The organism is Collimonas pratensis, from assembly GCF_001584185.1.
Lineage (GTDB): Bacteria > Pseudomonadota > Gammaproteobacteria > Burkholderiales > Burkholderiaceae_D > Collimonas > Collimonas pratensis.
Genome location: NZ_CP013234.1, coordinates 3,393,446 through 3,409,584, shown reverse-complemented (window position 1 = coordinate 3,409,584; position 16,139 = coordinate 3,393,446). Strand labels below are relative to the sequence as shown.

Genomic DNA, 16,139 nt, shown 5'->3' with positions numbered 1-16,139 from the left:
TAGTCATTAGTCAAAAAACAGTCAAAAAATCAGTCAAAAAATCGTTCATCTCAGCTTGATTATAATGTGCCGATATTCGAGGCGGTCGCTGGTGAACGCAAGATCGCATTTGAGTCCCCTGTCCTGAAGCGTAAAGAATGAGGAAGCAAGCATGTCGAAACCAGTCATGATCGTCACCGGCGGCAGCCGCGGCATCGGTGCCGCCACGGCGTTGCTGGCTGCTGAGCGCGGCTACGCCGTGTGCGTCAACTACCTGCACAACCGCAGCGCCGCCGAGGCGGTGGTGGCTGCCATTTGCGGTGCCGGCGGCGAAGCGCTGGCGCTAGCCGGCGACGTCGCTGTCGAAGCGGACGTGATGGCTTTGTTCCAAAGCGTTGACAGCCAGTTGGGCAAAGTAACGGCGTTGGTGAACAATGCCGGCATTCTGGAGCGCCAGATGCGGGTGGAAGAAATGGATGTAGCGCGTTTGCAGCGTGTGCTGAACACCAATGTCATCGGCAGTTTTCTGTGCGCGCGGGAAGCGGTGCGGCGCATGTCGACCCGCTTCGGCGGCTCGGGCGGCGCCATCGTCAACCTGTCGTCGATGGCGGCTAAACTGGGCGGTCCGGGCGAGTATGTCGATTACGCCGCTTCCAAGGGCGCGATCGATGCCATGACCGTCGGCCTGGCCAAGGAAGTAGCTGACCAGGGTATCCGCGTCAATGCCGTTCGCCCGGGCGTCATTTACACGGAGATACACGCCAGCGGCGGCGAGCCGGGCCGGGTTGAGCGCGTCAAGGACAGCGTGCCGATGCGGCGCGGTGGCAGCGCCGAGGAGGTCGCCTGCGCGGTGCTATGGCTGTTGTCGGAGGAAGCCTCGTATTGCACCGGCACATTCATCGACGTCTCGGGCGGTCGTTGAGACGCATTCCTTATCGAAGATTGAGCAGGTGGCAAGCTGGTCTTTTTGGCAAAAATCCGGCGCTGATGAGAAAGTTGCTAGAATGCGCATTACTTGCCTACGGGCTTGGCATGTATCATGCTGTAAAAAGTTTCCTTTCTGCACTATCATTGATTTGGCAATCCCTCTGTTGGCGTGCTGATCAGGTTGTCCTGGTGCGGGAATTTTAATGTAAGAGCAATTTATGATGGAGTTATCAAGAATGATGAAGAATCTGATTATTGTCGCCGCCTTGGTGGCCTTGGGCGGTTGCGCCGTGACCCCGAATTCTGCCAATGTGTATAGCAGCCGCCAGGCGCAGGGCGAACAATCGGTGCGCATGGCTGTAGTGGATTCGGTACGGCCGGTGACGATTGACAAGAACCACGGCGGCAACGGCGCCGGCACCCTGGCTGGCGGCGCGCTCGGCGCGGTGGCAGCCGGTTCGACCATCGGCAAGGGTAATGGCTCGCTGGCAGCCGGCGTGGTCGGCGCCGTACTCGGCGGCATCGTCGGCAATCAAGTGGAAAACAACCTGAACCAGCGCCCTGGCCTGGAAATTACCGTACGCCTGGACAACGGTGAACTGCGCGCGATTACCCAGGATGCTGATGAGCCGTTCAGAGTCGGCGAACGTGTGCGCCTGCTGTCGTCCGGCGGCGTTACCCGCGTCACGCATTAATTGCCGAAGCGGCAGGCAGCATGGCTGCCGGCTGCAAACGCCAAGGGGTGAAGCAGTGATCGCGATCGCTGCTTCACCCCTTTTTTATTGAACTGCCGGGCAGTCAGGGTCCGTTATGGATCACGACCAGCAAAGCCGTAGCGGTGCTTTTGCCGACATTCTTGATGTAATGGGGGCGGTCGGCGGCATATCTTGCCGTTTCGCCAACCTTGATTTTGCTCAGGTTGCTGCCGCTCTGGACTTCCAAACTACCCGACAGGACGGTCAAGTGTTCGCGCGACGCCGGCTCATGCGCCTCCGAATCGAGGCAGCCGCCCGGTTGCAGCGACAGTTCATACCACTCGAACTGGCCGGCCAGCTCGATTGGGCCCAGGATGCGCAGCTCGCAATGACCGTCCCGGGAACGCAACGAGGGTGTGGCGTGGCTAGCCACGGTTTCAATCGAAGCCGGCACTACCTGGTTGCCATCCACCAACAAAGAGATCGGCACGCCCAGTGCGTTGGCCAGGCGCCACACCACGGCCACCGTCGGATTGGCCTGGTTGCGCTCGATCTGCGACAACATCGATTTCGACACGCCGGCGCGTTTGGACAGGGCGTCGAGCGACAGGCCATCGGCCTGGCGCAGCCTGACCAGGGTGTCGCCGACTTTTGGCGGCGCATCGTCCAGCATCTTATCTGCCATGTTTATTTTCCATGCTTATTTTCTATGTTATCCCCGCCGGTTTTTTTCACTGAATTGCTGGGCATCTGGTTGACAGCCTGGTTATTGTGCATTATCGTGGAATTTGTGTTCGATATATCGAATTAGAACAATATATTATATAAGATCGAGGCTGACAATGACATCATCAGTGACGCAAGAAGATACCCAAAACCATGGCGCTCCGCAGTTCTACAGCCACCTGCGCGACGAACTGAGCGCCATCGAAGCTGCTGGCCTGCTGAAGACGGAGCGCCTGATCCTTGGCCCGCAGGGCGGCAAGATCAGCACCGACAACGGCGAGCTGATCAATCTGTGCGCCAACAACTACCTGGGCCTGTCTTCCCATCCGACCTTGATCAAGGCCGCCCACGACGCCCTCGATTCGCACGGTTTCGGCCTTAGCTCGGTGCGCTTCATCTGCGGCACGCAGGATATCCACCGCCAGCTGGAGCAGCGCCTGTCCGCCTTCCTCGGTACCGAGGATTGCATCCTGTATGCGGCAGCTTTCGATGCCAACGGCGGCTTGTTCGAGCCTTTGCTGGGTGAGCAGGACGCGATCATCAGCGATGCCCTCAACCATGCGTCGATCATCGACGGCGTGCGCTTGTGCAAGGCAAAGCGCTATCGCTATGCACATAACGACATGGAAGACCTGGAACGCTGCCTGAAGCAGGCCAAGGCTGACAATGCCCGTTTTTCAATGGTGTTTACCGATGGCGTGTTTTCGATGGACGGTACGGTGGCGCAGCTGGATGTGATTCGTCAGTTGTGCGACAAGTACGGCGCGCTGCTGGGCGTCGATGATTGCCACGCCACCGGTTTCATGGGCGCCAAAGGGCGCGGCACGCACGAAGCGCGCGGCATCTTCGGCAAGGTCGACGTCATCACCGGCACGCTGGGCAAGGCTCTGGGCGGCGCCAGCGGCGGCTTCACAGCCGGCCGGCGCGAGGTGGTCGACCTGCTGCGGCAACGTTCGCGGCCTTATCTGTTCTCGAATACCTTGATGCCGGCGATTGTCGGCGCCTCGATTGCGGCGCTCGATCTGCTGGAAGCATCGACCGAATTGCGCGACCGCCTGGAACGCAATACCGTCTACTTCCGCAAGGCGATCACCGAAGCCGGCTTTGACATCAAGCCAGGCACCCATCCGATCGTTCCACTGATGGTGTACGACGCCGTCGTCGCGCAAAAGCTGTCGCGCCGCCTGTATGAACTCGGCGTGTATGCGGTCGGCTTCTTCTATCCGGTGGTGCCGCAAGGGCAGGCGCGGATCCGGGTGCAGATGTCGGCGGTCCACGATGAAGCGACCTTGCAGCGCGCAGTGGGCATTTTCCGGCAAGCCGGCGAAGAGCTCGGCCTGGTAAAGAACTGAAGAAAACCTTAAAGAGATAAAGATGAAAAAAGTATTGGTAATCGGTGCAAACGGACAGATCGGCACCGAACTGGCGACGGCGCTCGTCAAACTGCATGGCGCCAAGCAGGTTGTCACTAGCGATATACAGCAGGCCGGCAAGCATCCGGAACTGGCTTATGAAACCCTGGACGTCACGGATGCGAAGCGTCTGGCCGAGGTGGTCAGCCGGCATGATATCGGTGAAATCTATCACCTGGCGGCGGCGCTCTCGGCAAAGGGCGAAGAGCATCCGGAGTGGGCCTGGAACCTCAATATGACGGGCTTGCTGAACGTGCTGGAAGTGGCGCGCCAGGCCAAGCTGTCGAAGGTGTTCTGGCCTAGCTCGATTGCCGCATTCGGCCCGTCGACCCCGCGCGACAATGCGCCGCAGATCGGCCCTATGGACCCGAAGACTGTCTACGGCATCTCGAAGCTGGCCGGCGAACACTGGTGCACCTGGTATGCGGAAAAGTACGGCATGGATATCCGCAGCCTGCGTTATCCAGGGCTGATCAGCTACTCGGCGGAACCCGGAGGCGGCACCACCGACTACGCCATCCAGGCGCTGTTCTCCGCGGCTGACGGCAGCGCCTTCACCAGTTTCCTGGGCGAGGAAAGCACATTGCCGATGATGTACATGGACGATGCCGTGCGCGCTACCATCGAACTGATGAGCGCGCCGAAAGAGAATCTCAAGACGGCCGGTTCATACAATCTGGCGGCGTGGAGCTTTTCGCCGCGCGAGCTGGTAGCCATCATCCAGCAGCGCGTGCCAACTTTCCAGGCGGCTTACAAACCGGACTTCCGCCAGGGAATCGCCGATGCATGGCCGCGTTCGATTGACGATTCCAATGCAAGGGCAGAGTGGGCATGGCGTCCTGCATACAGCTTGAGCGAGATGGTTGACGACATGTTGACGCATCTGGCCGGGCGCAGAGCGGTCAGCCAGGAAAAGCAGGTTGCCTGAGGTTCTGCTTGAACTGGCTTGCGTTTCAGCTGTGCGGGTAAACTTTTTTAAGCAACCGCTGGAATGCGGCCGCGCCGGGATGCGCATTAAATAAAGCGCTGCACGTCAGCTAAAGGGCTGGAGACAATTTGTCTTCCAGCCCTTTTTCATAAGTATTCAACTAATTTTCCGGCTACGTCTGCATTAATTGCCTTGAAAGGGATATTCTTTTTAAAAAAATAACTAATGGCCAAAGAGGTGCTTGCATTGATTGCAGTAATTCGCTAAAGTGATAGCGTTGCAATCAATTGTGAGGAACTGCAATGGCTACAAACCTGGTGGTGAGAAACGTGGAAGAAGAACTTACTCTGGCACTCAAGCAACAGGCGGCGGCGCATGGCCGCAGCGCAGAAGCCGAGCACAGGGAAATCCTGCGGGCGGCGCTACAGCGTCCGAAGCGGCGCTCGCTGGTGGACTTCTTGTTGAGCATGCCGAATGTCGGGGAAGACAAGGACTTCGATGCGCGCAATAGTTGAGATTAAATTCAAGATTAAATTCAAGATTAAATTCAAGAATAAATCCAGGAGTAAGGCGTGTATCTGCTAGATACCAATGTCATCAGCGAGTCCCGTAAAGGGGCAAAAGCCAACCGCGGAACGCAGGAGTTCTGGCGCTCGGTCGACCTCGATGCGATTTATCTGCCGGTGCAAAGCATAGGCGAAATACGCCGCGGCGTTGAAATCGTCAAGCGCCGTGGCGATTCGGCGCAGGCCAAAATGCTGGAGACATGGCTGCAGACGCTGACCACGGAATATGCTGATCGTATCCTGTCGTTTGACGACGACTGTGCCCAGGTGTGGGGGTGTCTGATGTCTGCCGACAATCAACATCCGATCGATAAGCAAATTGCCGCGATCGCCTTGATCCATAGCATGACTGTCGTTACGCGTAATACCGGCGATTTTATCGGTACAGGCGTGGACCTGATAAATCCATTTTCCTGAAGTCGGTGAACTCGGCATGCATGCTCTGCTTCACCTCTATTTCTGCAATAGCCTGATTTGCGCGCGCAATTTTTCCGGTACCGGATAGTTCGGATAGGCGCGCTTGAATTTATCCCATTCTTCCAAAGCATCCTGACGCAGGCCCGCTTTCAGCATTTCGTCAATCGCTGACAGCCAAGCCTCGGCGCGCTCGGTCGATTCCTGTTTTCCTGAAAGGGTGGCGCCGGGCGCCGATTCCGTTGGCGCTGCTGTTGCGGTGGCGCCAGACGCTACTACCGGCGCAGGAGCCGGTGAATATACCGGGGGCGGAACGATTGGCACCGGAGCGGGTGAGTACGTCGCTGCCGGTTCTGCTATCGCCGATGGCGGATTGGCAGCGGCCGGGGCCTGCGGCACGACGATTGCCCGGGCTCGCGACGGCACATGTTCCGGACTTGCCAATTGCGGTGGTGAAACGGCGTAGTTTTCTCTGCTTGCAAATGGGGCCGGCGCTGGCATTGGAGCAGGCGCGGCTTGCGTATCCTGGGCCGGGACTGGCGGCTTCGCTTCCGGTGCGGCTTTGGCCACCGGCGGGCGCTGCGGGTAATAGCTTTGGGCCGCACCAATTCCGGCTTTGCCTGGGCTTTCTTTTCAACCGGTTCCAGTGATTTTTCTGACGGCGCCGCTGCAGATGCGGGAGGCGGTGGCGCCGGTTCGGCTGGCGGCGCCGTATCGTAAGACTGTGTCGCCGGCTCTGTCTGCCAGCGCAAAGTGGCCAGCACCGCCAGCACCATGCAAGCGGCCATGCCCAGTTGCGTGGACCAGCGCATCAGGAAACGCGGTTTGGCCGGCTTGCCGGCTTTGCCGGACAAGGCGTCATTGGCCGCCTGCGGCAGCGGCGTTGCCGTTTTGAGCAGGGTCTCGGCCTGCGCCAGGATGGCGGCGTCCAGCGCGGCTGAAGGCGAGGGTTGCGGTAGCCCCTGCAGCTGGCGCGCCAGTTCGCCATGACCTTGCAGGAAGGCCTCAAATTCAGCGTCGTCCAACCGCTTGCTGTCTTCGGACATCATGCCGCCTCCTCGCTGGAATCCAGGTCCGGTGTCAGTTGCTGCCGCAATTTGCGCATGGCATAGCGCAGCCGGCTCTTGATGGTCTCTTCCGGCGCGGCGACAATCAGTGCGATCTCTGCCAGGCTCATGCCGTTAAATTGCTGCAAAATCAAAACCTCTTTTTGTTCCCCTGGCAGCAGCCGTATCGCCGCGTGCAGCCTGGCGATGCGCTCCCGGTTTTCCAGCACGGCTTCTGGCGAAAGCGTTTCCTGCGCTGTTTCGGCCAGGTAGTCGAATGCTGTTTGTTCGTCGTCGCCCTGGCCCATTTCGCTGGCCAGCAAGGTTTGCTGCTGGCGCAACAGGTCAATCAGGCGATTGCGCGCGATCTGGAACAGATACGTCCGGAACAGCGATTCAGGCTGATAGCGGGCGCGCGCCTGATGCAGGCCGGCCCAGCTGTCTTGCGCGATCTCGTCGACCCAGTCGCGGCGCGGCGAACGCCAGGCAATGAATTTGTATAAACCCTGGCTATGGCGCCGGTACAGCTCCCTGAACGCGCCCAGGTCACCGTCGCGGTAATTGAGCATCAACGATTCATCGGAGGGTTCAGCGGGCATGGCGGATAGTCGGCAGCTTCTTGGCCCGGCAGGGCGGTAGCGCCGATTGTGACTTGTGCCGTGCGAGAAAGCAATACGCTGATGCATGCTTGCCGGCCAGCCATTTTCTTCCTGAACAAAAATTTTTTGCGGATTTAACCCCGTTTCAGAAACTGCTTCGTTTCATATCGCAAGCCGGCGTATCGGCATAAACGGAGAATAATATGTTACGAGGCTTGTTGGCCGCACTATGCGCGCTGCTATTGCTACTTCCCACGGTGCAGGCACGGACGGTGATGCCGCCCAGACTGATTATCGCTAACGGCGCTGAAGAGCCGATTGCGCTGCAAAGCCTGCACGTCAGCGGCGAGATCAGTGGTGGCATGGCGCAGACGACGGTGCAGATGGTGTTCTTCAATCCGAACCGGCGCTTGCTTGAGGGGCAGCTGCAGTTCCCCTTGCTCGACGGCCAGCAGATCGTCGGCTTTTCGCTGGATATCGAAGGGCGGCAGCGGCCTGCCGTGCCGGTTGAAAAAGCCAAGGGTCGGCAGATATTCGAAGCAATCGAACGACGCCGGGTCGATCCGGGCCTGCTGGAAGCTACCCAGGGCAATAATTTCAAACTGAGAATCTATCCGATTCCAGCCGGCGGTACGCGCACGGTGGAGATCAGGTACGTGGAGTCGCTGGCGCGCCAGGGTAAGAATTGGCAGTACCGCTTGCCGCTGGCTTACGGCGACCGCATGCGCGATTTCGATCTGACGCTCAATGTGCATGGCGCCATGGCCGCGCCGCAGGCCAGCGGCAGCTTGGGCGCCATTGGCCTGGTGCGTACCGGTGAACAGTATCAGATGCATGTCAATAAGAGCGGATTTGCCGCCAGCGGCATGCTCAATCTGCTGATACCTGCCAGCGAGAAGCCGCAGACTTACACCCAGGTACGCGATGACGGCACATGGTTTGTCACCGAAATACCGGTAGCCGAGACGCGTACGGCGCGCAGCTTGCCGAAGGTGATCGGCTTGCTGTGGGATAGTTCTGGCTCCGGTGCGGCGCGTGACCACGATGCAGAATTTACCATTCTCGATCGTTATTTCAAGGCCGCAGGCAATGCTGAAGTGCGTCTGACCCGCTTGCGTGACAGGCCGGAACCGGAACAATCCTTCCATATCGTCAACGGCAACTGGAGCGCCTTGCGCCAGATCTTGCAGAACACTGCCTACGATGGCGCCAGTGCTTTGAGCGACTGGAAACCGGAGGCGGATGTCGGCGAATACCTGCTGGTGAGCGATGGCTTGAGCAATTACGGCAATGCGGCTTTCCCCAAGCTTGCTGCAGGCCAGCGTCTGTATGCCTTGAACTCGGCGCTGGCGGCTGATGCCAGTCTGCTGTCCGCCTGGGCGGAAAATACCGGCGGCCGCTTGATACAGGTTTCAGCGCAGACTACCGCTGCGGCGACGCAAGCCTTGCTGAGCGACGCGACGCATGTAGAAGCATTGACCGCGGCCGGCGCCAGCGATTTGCAAATCGAGTCGCACGACGCCAAAAACGGCATACTCCGTATCGCTGGCCGTTTGCGTAATCCGGAAGCTCAGCTGACGCTCACGACACGGCAAAACGGCCGGTTGCTAACGACTACCATCCCGCTCTCGGCAACCGCGCCCGCGCACCCGCTGGCAGCCTATCTGTGGGCAGGGTACCGCCTGCGCGAACTGGAAGGCAACCGTGATGTGCATCGCGCAGAGATCCGCCGCATCGGGCAGCAATTTGGCCTGGCGACCCGCGAGACCTCATTGATCGTGCTTGAGCGCCTTGACGATTACGTACGCTACGACGTCGCTCCGCCGCAAGAATATCAGGCCGCGTTCAATCAGCTGAAGAAACTGCGCGATGGCGACCTCAGGCAGACGCGTAGCCGGCATATGGAAAACGTGCTGCAGCAGTTCCAGCACAAGATCGCCTGGTGGGAGAAAGATTTTTCTAAAGACGACATGCCTAAGCCTAAAAAAACCACGCCTGATGCCCTCAGCGGCGCCGGTCGGGTGCGTGCGATCATTCCGCCGGCAGCCATGACTGCCCCGGAACTGGCGTCTCCGGCTCCTGTTTCGGCTGTGGCAGCTCCGGTGATCGCGCCTCCCGCAGCTGCGGAACCACCGCCGGCTCCGGCTCCAGTTGCCAGCCGCCAACGCTTTTCGGAGGGAGCCGCCAATTATTCAGCAAAGTCCGTGGCAAGCAGCGATGCCGCGCCCGCAATGCCGGAAATCAGCGTGGCGCTGCAGAAGTGGAGCGCCAATGCGCCGTATATCGACCGTCTCAAGGCAGCGTCGGCGGATACCGTGTACGCCATCTATCTCGACGAAAAGCCAAGTTACGCCAACAGCAGCGCCTTCTTCCTCGATGCCGCCGACGTCCTGCTGGAGAAGGGACAGCGCGATCTGGCCTTGCGCGTCTTGTCCAACCTGGCGGAGATGGACCTGGAAAACCGCGCTGTGCTGCGCATACTGGGCTATCGCCTGCTGCAGGCCGGAGCCCCGGCGCTGGCCATCCCGGTCTTTGAAAAGGTCAGGCAGTTGGCCGAAGAAGAACCGCAATCGTTCCGCGATCTGGGACTGGCTTACGCTGCCAACCAGCAGTACCAGCTGGCGATCGATCAGTTGTACGAAGTAGTGCAGCGGCCATGGGATGCGCGCTTTCCGGAAATCGAAACGATTGCCCTGGCTGAGCTGAACCAGATCGTGGCGACGGCCGGCGTTGCGCTCGACACCAGCCGGATGGATCCGCGTTTCCTGAAGAACATGCCGCTCGATTTGCGCGTGGTGATGACCTGGGATGCGGATAATTCCGATATGGATCTGTGGGTGACCGATCCGAATGGCGAAAAATGCTTCTACGGCTATCCGTTGACACACCAGGGAGGCCGCATGTCACGTGATTTCACGCAGGGGTATGGGCCGGAGGAATTCTCGCTGCGCAAGGCGAAGCCGGGCAAGTACAAGATAGAAGCCAATTACTTCGGCAACAGCCAGCAGCTGATTGCCGGCGACACCACCTTGCAGGTCAAGCTGACGACCGCGTTCGGCACGCCCCAGCAGAAGGAGCAAATGGTGACGCTGCGCCTGAAGGACCGGCAGGATACGGTCTTTGTCGGTGAATTCGACGTCGCCCCGTAAGGCAGGCCGCCGGCCGTAAAGAAAAGGGCTGCCAGACAATCTGCCTGGCAGCCCTTGATTGCTTGTCCTGCGAAGCAGGCGGCAAACCGCTCTGGGATTACTTGCCGGTCATACCCAGCAGCATTTCATTCAAACGCTTGACGAAACCGGCCGGATCCGCCAGGGCGCCGCCTTCCGCCAGCAGGGCCTGGTCGAACAGGATATGCGACCAGTCGCCGAACTTGGCTTCTTCATACTTCAGGCGCTGCACCAGTGGATGGTCCGGATTGATTTCCAGAATAGGCTTGGAATCCGGTGCTTCCTGGCCGGCGGCCTTGAGCATGCGTAACAGGTTACCCGACAGTTCGTTTTCATCGGCCACCAGACAGGCTGGCGAATCGGTCAGGCGGAAGGTGACGCGCACGTCCTTGGCTTTATCGGCCAGGGCGGCTTTCATCTTCTCAACCAGATCCTTGAACTGGGTTTCGGTTTCTTCATGCTGCTTCTTCTCGGCTTCATCTTCCAGGGTGCCGAGATCGAGGCCGCCCTTGGCCACCGAGGCCAGTTCCTTGCCTTCGAAATCCTGCAGGAAGGACAGCATCCATTCGTCGACGCGGTCGGTCAGCAGCAAGACTTCTACGCCCTTTTTGCGGAAGATTTCCAGGTGCGGGCTGTTCTTGGCGGCGGCAAAGGTTTCACCGGTAGCGTAATAGATCTTGTCCTGGCCTTCTTTCATGCGGCCGATGTAGTCGGCGAAGGATACGGTCTGTGCATCGCCGTCGTTGCTGGTGGAGGCAAAGCGCAGCAGCTTGGCGATGCGGTCCTTGTTGGTTGCATCTTCGCCTATACCTTCTTTCAGGACCTGGCCGAACTCTTTCCAGAAGCTGGCGTACTTGTCTTTTTGCGCCTGGTCGTCGCTGTTGGCCAGTTCTTCCAGCAAGCCCAGTACGCGCTTGGTCGAGCCTTCGCGGATCACGCGCACATCGCGCGATTCCTGCAGGATTTCACGCGACACGTTCAATGGCAGGTCGCTGGAATCGATCACGCCCTTGACGAAGCGCAGGTAGACCGGCATCAGCTGCTCGGCGTCGTCCATGATGAAGACGCGCTTGACGTACAGCTTGATGCCGCCGCGCTTGTTGCGGTCCCACAGGTCGAACGGGGCGCGGCTTGGCACATACAGCAGCTGCGTGTATTCGCTGCGGCCTTCAACCCGGTTGTGGGTGTAGGTCAGCGGCGCTTCGAAATCGTGCGAAACGTGCTTGTAGAATTCGACGTACTGTTCTTCGGTGATGTCGGACTTGCTGCGGGCCCATAGTGCGCTGGCCTGGTTGACGGTCTCGAACTCATCCTTGACGACGGTTTCTTTCTTTTCTTCGTCCCATTCTTCTTTCTGCATCACGATCGGCAGCGAGATATGGTCGGAATATTTGCGGATAATGGATTTCAGCTTCCAGGCGGACAGGTATTCATCCTCGCCTTCGCGCAGATGGAGGACGATGTCGGTACCGCGCGATGGCTTGTCGATCGCTTCGATGCTGAAATCGCCGGCGCCGGTGGATTCCCAGCGCACGCCTTCGGTGGCGCTGGCGCCTGCGCGGCGGGTGTCGACCGTGATCTTGTCAGCGATGATGAAGGCAGAGTAGAAGCCGACGCCGAACTGGCCGATCAGCGCCGCATCCTTTTGCTGGTCGCCGGACAGTTTCGAGAAGAATTCCTTGGTGCCGGATTTGGCGATGGTGCCCAGGTGCGAGATGGCTTCATCGCGGCTCATGCCGATGCCGTTGTCCGAGATCGTGATGGTGCGCGCAGCCTTGTCGAAGGCGACCTTGATCTTCAGTTCAGGATCGTTCTCGAACAGGGCGCCGTTGTTGATCGCTTCAAAGCGCAGCTTGTCGGCGGCATCGGATGCATTGGAAACCAGCTCGCGCAGGAAAATTTCCTTGTTGGAGTACAGCGAGTGGATCATCAATTGCAGCAGCTGCTTTACTTCTGCCTGAAAACCAAGGGTTTGCTTTTCGGATACGGCCATTGTTTCCTCTATATAAACGTAGAAAAGATGATGTTAAAACGACAAAGTTAGCAATAAAAAGGCAAAGCGGCCTGTTTGGCGCTGCTTTCATCCTGTGCATTGGTCAAAAAATGGGGAGCAATCCGGATTTTACAAGAGTGGATTGGGTGGCGGCTGCTTAACTTGCTTATTTGTCACGCTTATTTGTCGCGCTCACTTGCCACATTCCTGTTCCAGGAAGCGCCAGATGGCGGGGTCTGACATCGCTGCCACGTTGATTCGCATGCGCGAGGAGGGCAGCTGGCTGGGCGAGAACAGGGCGCCGGGCGCCAGCAGGAAGCCCTCCGCCAAAGCTTTTTCCGCCATCACATTGGTGTCGTGGCCGGTATCGGCCCAGACAAAGATGCCGGCCGGGGTGCTGATGTCGACCGTCATGCCTATCCTTTCCATCTGCCGGATGGTGCGGTCGCGCACGCTGTCGAGCTTGCTGCGCAAGCGGTCCAGATGCTTGCGGTAATGGCCTTCGGAGAGGATTTTATAGACCACCCGTTCGCCGACTTCAGCGCTGGTCAGGTTGGTCAGCATCTTGCGGTCGGCAAAGTGCTGGGCCAGCTCGAGCGAGGTGGCGATGAAGCCGGAACGCAGGTTGGGCGAGAGCGTCTTCGAAAAGCCGCCCATGTAGATCACGCGGTTGAGCTGGTCGAGCGAGGCAATGCGGGTCGCCGGCTGTACCGCCGAACCTGGGTGCATATCGCAATAGATGTCGTCCTCGACAATCATGAAATCATGTTCTTCAGCCAGCTTGAGAATCTGGAACGCCTTGGCTGCCGACAGCGAGGTCGAAGTCGGGTTGTGCAGCACCGACACCAGCACGTACAGCTTGGGCTTGTGTAGCGCGACCAGCTCGGCCAGCTTGGCCATGTCCGGGCCGTCGGCCAGGCGCGGCACGCCGACCACCCTGGCGCCCAGCGCGGCGAACGACGCAAACATCAGGAACCAGGACGGGTCGTCGACCAGGATCACATCACCGGGCTGGGTAAAGTGGCGCGCCACCAGGTCCAGCCCCTGGGTTACGCCTGTCGTTGTGACGAACTGTTCCGGTGTAGCGGCGATTTCCAGTTCGGCCATCTTCAGCTGCAATTGCTGGCGCAGCGGCAGGAAGCCTTGCGGGATGCCGTAGGAAAGCAGTTGCGCCGGATTCTGCCGGCTGATGCTGCGCAGGGCGTTGGCGATCAGGTCGGCGTCCAGCCACTCGCTGGGAAACATGCCGGAGCCGGGCATTTTCTTGTTCGGCGCCTGCTGGTGCATATTGCGCACCAGCCAGACCACGTCGATCAGTTGCGGCTGCTTGTCGCTTGCGGCATTGCTGCCGCGTTCGGCCAACAGCGGCGAACGCTCGCGCACGTAAAAGCCGGAGCCGCGGCGCGATTCCAGGCAGCCCTTGGCCACCAGCCGGTCGTAGGCTTCCACCACCGTGAAGCGCGACACGCTGTGGCTGTCGGCAAACTGGCGGATCGACGGCATGCGCGCGCCGCTGCGCAGCAGGCGGTCGCTGATGCGGGATTCAATGCTGCGCACGATCTGTTCGACCAGCGAGGTATCGCTATCGCGCGACAGCGGCTGCGTGGCAGATGGCAGCTGGGGCAGTTGGCTGCTGCTCAGCTTGCGGGGAGGGGCTGTGTTGGTCACTGTGATGGTCACTGTATTGGTGGTTTGGCCGAGACAATGTCAGAAATTACTTGTTTAACTGTATTGGTACTGTATTGGTATATTGGCTTAGCATAGACCTAAATCCTCAATGCTGCAAATCAGGAAGCGAGTGCGCCATGCAAACACTATTCGAGCAACAGTCTCATACCTTGTCCGGCGGCAGCGTGCTGTCCGGCGTCACCGAGCAGCAGTTGATACTGAAGGTGGTCAGCGGCCGCGTCTGGGTGACTTTTGAAGGGCAGCCGGAAGATCACTGGCTGCACGCCGGCCGTGCGCTGACCCTGCTGCCGGGGCGGATGGTGGTGGTCGAGTCCGATCCCGGCAACAGCCGCATCAGCCTGAGCGGCCTGCCGCAGCGCCACCGTGGCAGGCCGAGCATCCTGCGGGCCTTGCTGGCGCGCCTGCGCGGTCCTGGCTTCCATCCTGCCACCAGCGTGTCATGATGCTGCTGGAGACCTTGCTGCCGCTGGCCGTGTTCGCCTTTGTGTCGTCGATCACACCGGGCCCCAACAACATCATGCTGACCTCGTCCGGCATCATGTTCGGTTTCAGCCGGACGGTGCCGCACATGCTGGGCGTGACCTTCGGTTTTGGCGTGATGCTGGTACTGTGCGCGGTGGGCATCGGCAGCCTGGTGCTGGCCGTGCCATCGATCCACGTGATCCTCAAAACCCTTGGCTCGGCCTATCTGCTGTACCTGGCCTGGAAGCTGCGCAAGATGTCTTTCAAGTCCGAGCTGGAAAGCGGTCACAAACCGATGACCTTTTTGGGCGCGGCGGCTTTCCAGGCTGCCAACCCCAAGGCCTGGATCATGGCCATCACCAGCGCCTCGGCATTCCTGCCGCCGCTGCAGCCGATCTGGCTGTCGATTGGCTTGTACTGCCTGATTTTCTCGGTGATCAACCTGCCATGCGTGGGCGTCTGGGCCGCCGCCGGTTCGGTGCTGCGGCGTTATCTGGGACAACCTGTGTGGCAACGCAGCTTTTGTGCAGTGATGGTGCTGCTGACCATTTATTCTGCGGTGTCGATCTGGCTCTGAGGGCAAGATCGTCCCGCTTCAATCCAATCCATCGATAAATAGAAGACAGGCGACATGACAGACGAATCGAAGGGCATGTGGCTGGGGCTGGTCGGGGTGGCTATATTCAGCCTGACGTTGCCGTTTACGCGGATGGCGGTGGCGGAACTGAATCCAGTATTTGTCGCCTTCGGCCGGGCGGTGGTGGCGGCCTTGTGTTCCGTCCCGCTGCTATGGAAGCTGAAGGCAGCCCGGCCGCACGGTGCGCAGTGGAAAGCGCTGGCGCTGACAGCGCTCGGCGTGGTGGTCGGCTTCCCCGTGTTTTCGTCGGTGGCGATGCGCTACGTGCCAGCTGCGCACGGCGCCATCGTGCTCGGCATCCTGCCGCTGGCGACGGCGATGTTTGCGGCGCTGCGCTTTGGCGAGCGACCCTCGACCGGATTCTGGATTGCCGCCGTCGCCGGCAGCGGAATTGTTGTTGTTTTTGCACTCAGTCAGGGTGGTGGCGGCTTGCAGATGGCCGACCTGGCGCTGCTGGCGGCCGTGGTGGCCGCCGCCATGGGCTATGCCGAAGGTGGCCGCCTGGCGCAAACCATGGGCGGCCAGCAAGTGATCGGCTGGGCCTTGCTGCTGTCGCTGCCGGTCCTGTTGCCGATTACCGCCTGGCTCGGCTGGCGCTATGGGATCAGCGCTTCGCCCAAGGCCTGGCTGGGCTTTGCCTACGTTTCGCTGTTCTCGATGTTCATCGGCTTTTTCTTTTGGTACAAGGGCTTGGCCCTGGGCGGCATCGCGCGTGTTGGCCAAGTGCAATTATTGCAGCCGTTTATGACATTGCTGGGAGCGGCGTTGCTGCTCGGGGAAGCGCTGGCGGGACGCAATCTGCTGTTTGCGCTGGCAGTGCTGATCGTCGTTGGCTTTGGCCGCAAAATGGCGGTGCGGCGTCAGCCAGCCTGATGTTTCCGAAAAATAGGATGGCAAAA

General features: G+C 59.6%; 16 protein-coding genes. 10 read left to right on the top strand and 6 right to left on the bottom strand.

What is annotated here, in order from left to right:
* Positions 1-151: 151 nt before the first annotated feature.
* Positions 152-901 (top strand): SDR family oxidoreductase, encoded by a 750-nt coding sequence (locus CPter91_RS15260; RefSeq protein WP_061941701.1) that lies wholly within the window; start codon positions 152-154, stop codon positions 899-901.
* A 244-nt stretch (positions 902-1,145) separates the two neighbouring features.
* Positions 1,146-1,601 carry an outer membrane lipoprotein gene (locus tag CPter91_RS15255; RefSeq protein WP_061946288.1) on the top strand — a complete coding sequence of 152 codons (456 nt, stop codon included), beginning with the start codon at positions 1,146-1,148 and terminating at the stop codon, positions 1,599-1,601.
* A gap of 103 nt (positions 1,602-1,704) precedes the next feature.
* Here the strand turns inward: CPter91_RS15255 and CPter91_RS15250 are convergent, their stop codons facing one another.
* Positions 1,705-2,286: a helix-turn-helix domain-containing protein gene (locus CPter91_RS15250; RefSeq protein WP_099047209.1), complete on the bottom strand. Its 582-nt coding sequence runs from the start codon at positions 2,284-2,286 to the stop codon at positions 1,705-1,707.
* A gap of 157 nt (positions 2,287-2,443) precedes the next feature.
* On the opposite strand from CPter91_RS15250, the gene kbl reads away from it, so the two are divergent.
* The 4 genes from kbl to CPter91_RS15230 all read left to right on the top strand — a co-directional run bounded on the left by kbl (position 2,444) and on the right by CPter91_RS15230 (position 5,650).
* Entirely contained in the window at positions 2,444-3,679 is a 1,236-nt protein-coding gene (gene kbl, locus CPter91_RS15245; protein WP_061941699.1) for a glycine C-acetyltransferase, read from the top strand.
* 22 nt (positions 3,680-3,701) lie between these two features.
* Complete coding sequence (locus tag CPter91_RS15240; RefSeq protein WP_061941697.1) at positions 3,702-4,667, top strand: NAD-dependent epimerase/dehydratase family protein; 966 nt, start codon at positions 3,702-3,704, stop codon at positions 4,665-4,667.
* Between the two features lie 302 nt (positions 4,668-4,969).
* A complete protein-coding gene (locus CPter91_RS15235; RefSeq protein WP_061941696.1) occupies positions 4,970-5,182 on the top strand; it encodes a FitA-like ribbon-helix-helix domain-containing protein in 213 nt (70 codons plus the stop codon).
* 57 nt (positions 5,183-5,239) lie between these two features.
* The gene (locus CPter91_RS15230) at positions 5,240-5,650 is read left to right on the top strand and encodes a type II toxin-antitoxin system VapC family toxin (RefSeq protein WP_061941694.1); all 411 of its coding nucleotides are present in this window, start codon (positions 5,240-5,242) and stop codon (positions 5,648-5,650) included.
* Positions 5,651-5,686: 36 nt separating this feature from the next.
* On the opposite strand, the gene CPter91_RS26555 is transcribed toward CPter91_RS15230, so the two are convergent.
* From CPter91_RS26555 to CPter91_RS15220, 3 genes are read right to left on the bottom strand one after another with little or no spacing between them, the layout of a single operon-like run.
* Entirely contained in the window at positions 5,687-5,971 is a 285-nt protein-coding gene (locus tag CPter91_RS26555; RefSeq protein WP_150119715.1) for a hypothetical protein, read from the bottom strand.
* A 32-nt stretch (positions 5,972-6,003) separates the two neighbouring features.
* The gene (locus CPter91_RS15225) at positions 6,004-6,696 is read right to left on the bottom strand and encodes a hypothetical protein (protein WP_150119714.1); all 693 of its coding nucleotides are present in this window, start codon (positions 6,694-6,696) and stop codon (positions 6,004-6,006) included.
* Positions 6,693-7,292 carry a sigma-70 family RNA polymerase sigma factor gene (locus tag CPter91_RS15220; protein WP_061941691.1) on the bottom strand — a complete coding sequence of 200 codons (600 nt, stop codon included), beginning with the start codon at positions 7,290-7,292 and terminating at the stop codon, positions 6,693-6,695. The genes CPter91_RS15225 and CPter91_RS15220 overlap by 4 nt, the downstream gene beginning before the upstream one ends.
* Positions 7,293-7,495: 203 nt before the next feature.
* On the opposite strand from CPter91_RS15220, the gene CPter91_RS15215 reads away from it, so the two are divergent.
* The gene (locus CPter91_RS15215) at positions 7,496-10,441 is read left to right on the top strand and encodes a VIT domain-containing protein (RefSeq protein ID WP_061941690.1); all 2,946 of its coding nucleotides are present in this window, start codon (positions 7,496-7,498) and stop codon (positions 10,439-10,441) included.
* Positions 10,442-10,538: 97 nt separating this feature from the next.
* Here CPter91_RS15215 and htpG read toward each other — a convergent pair whose 3' ends face one another.
* Positions 10,539-12,452 (bottom strand): molecular chaperone HtpG, encoded by a 1,914-nt coding sequence (gene htpG / locus CPter91_RS15210; protein ID WP_061941688.1) that lies wholly within the window; start codon positions 12,450-12,452, stop codon positions 10,539-10,541.
* Between the two features lie 192 nt (positions 12,453-12,644).
* Positions 12,645-14,120: an aminotransferase-like domain-containing protein gene (locus CPter91_RS15205; RefSeq protein WP_061946284.1), complete on the bottom strand. Its 1,476-nt coding sequence runs from the start codon at positions 14,118-14,120 to the stop codon at positions 12,645-12,647.
* A gap of 137 nt (positions 14,121-14,257) precedes the next feature.
* Between CPter91_RS15205 and CPter91_RS15200 the strand changes: the two genes are divergently transcribed.
* From CPter91_RS15200 to CPter91_RS15190, 3 genes are read left to right on the top strand one after another with little or no spacing between them, the layout of a single operon-like run.
* Positions 14,258-14,584: a DUF2917 domain-containing protein gene (locus tag CPter91_RS15200; RefSeq protein ID WP_082792867.1), complete on the top strand. Its 327-nt coding sequence runs from the start codon at positions 14,258-14,260 to the stop codon at positions 14,582-14,584.
* Complete coding sequence (locus CPter91_RS15195; protein ID WP_197481716.1) at positions 14,584-15,180, top strand: LysE family translocator; 597 nt, start codon at positions 14,584-14,586, stop codon at positions 15,178-15,180. Before CPter91_RS15200 ends, CPter91_RS15195 begins: the two co-directional genes overlap by 1 nt.
* A 54-nt stretch (positions 15,181-15,234) precedes the next feature.
* Positions 15,235-16,113 (top strand): DMT family transporter, encoded by an 879-nt coding sequence (locus CPter91_RS15190; protein ID WP_061941685.1) that lies wholly within the window; start codon positions 15,235-15,237, stop codon positions 16,111-16,113.
* Positions 16,114-16,139 lie beyond the last annotated feature (26 nt).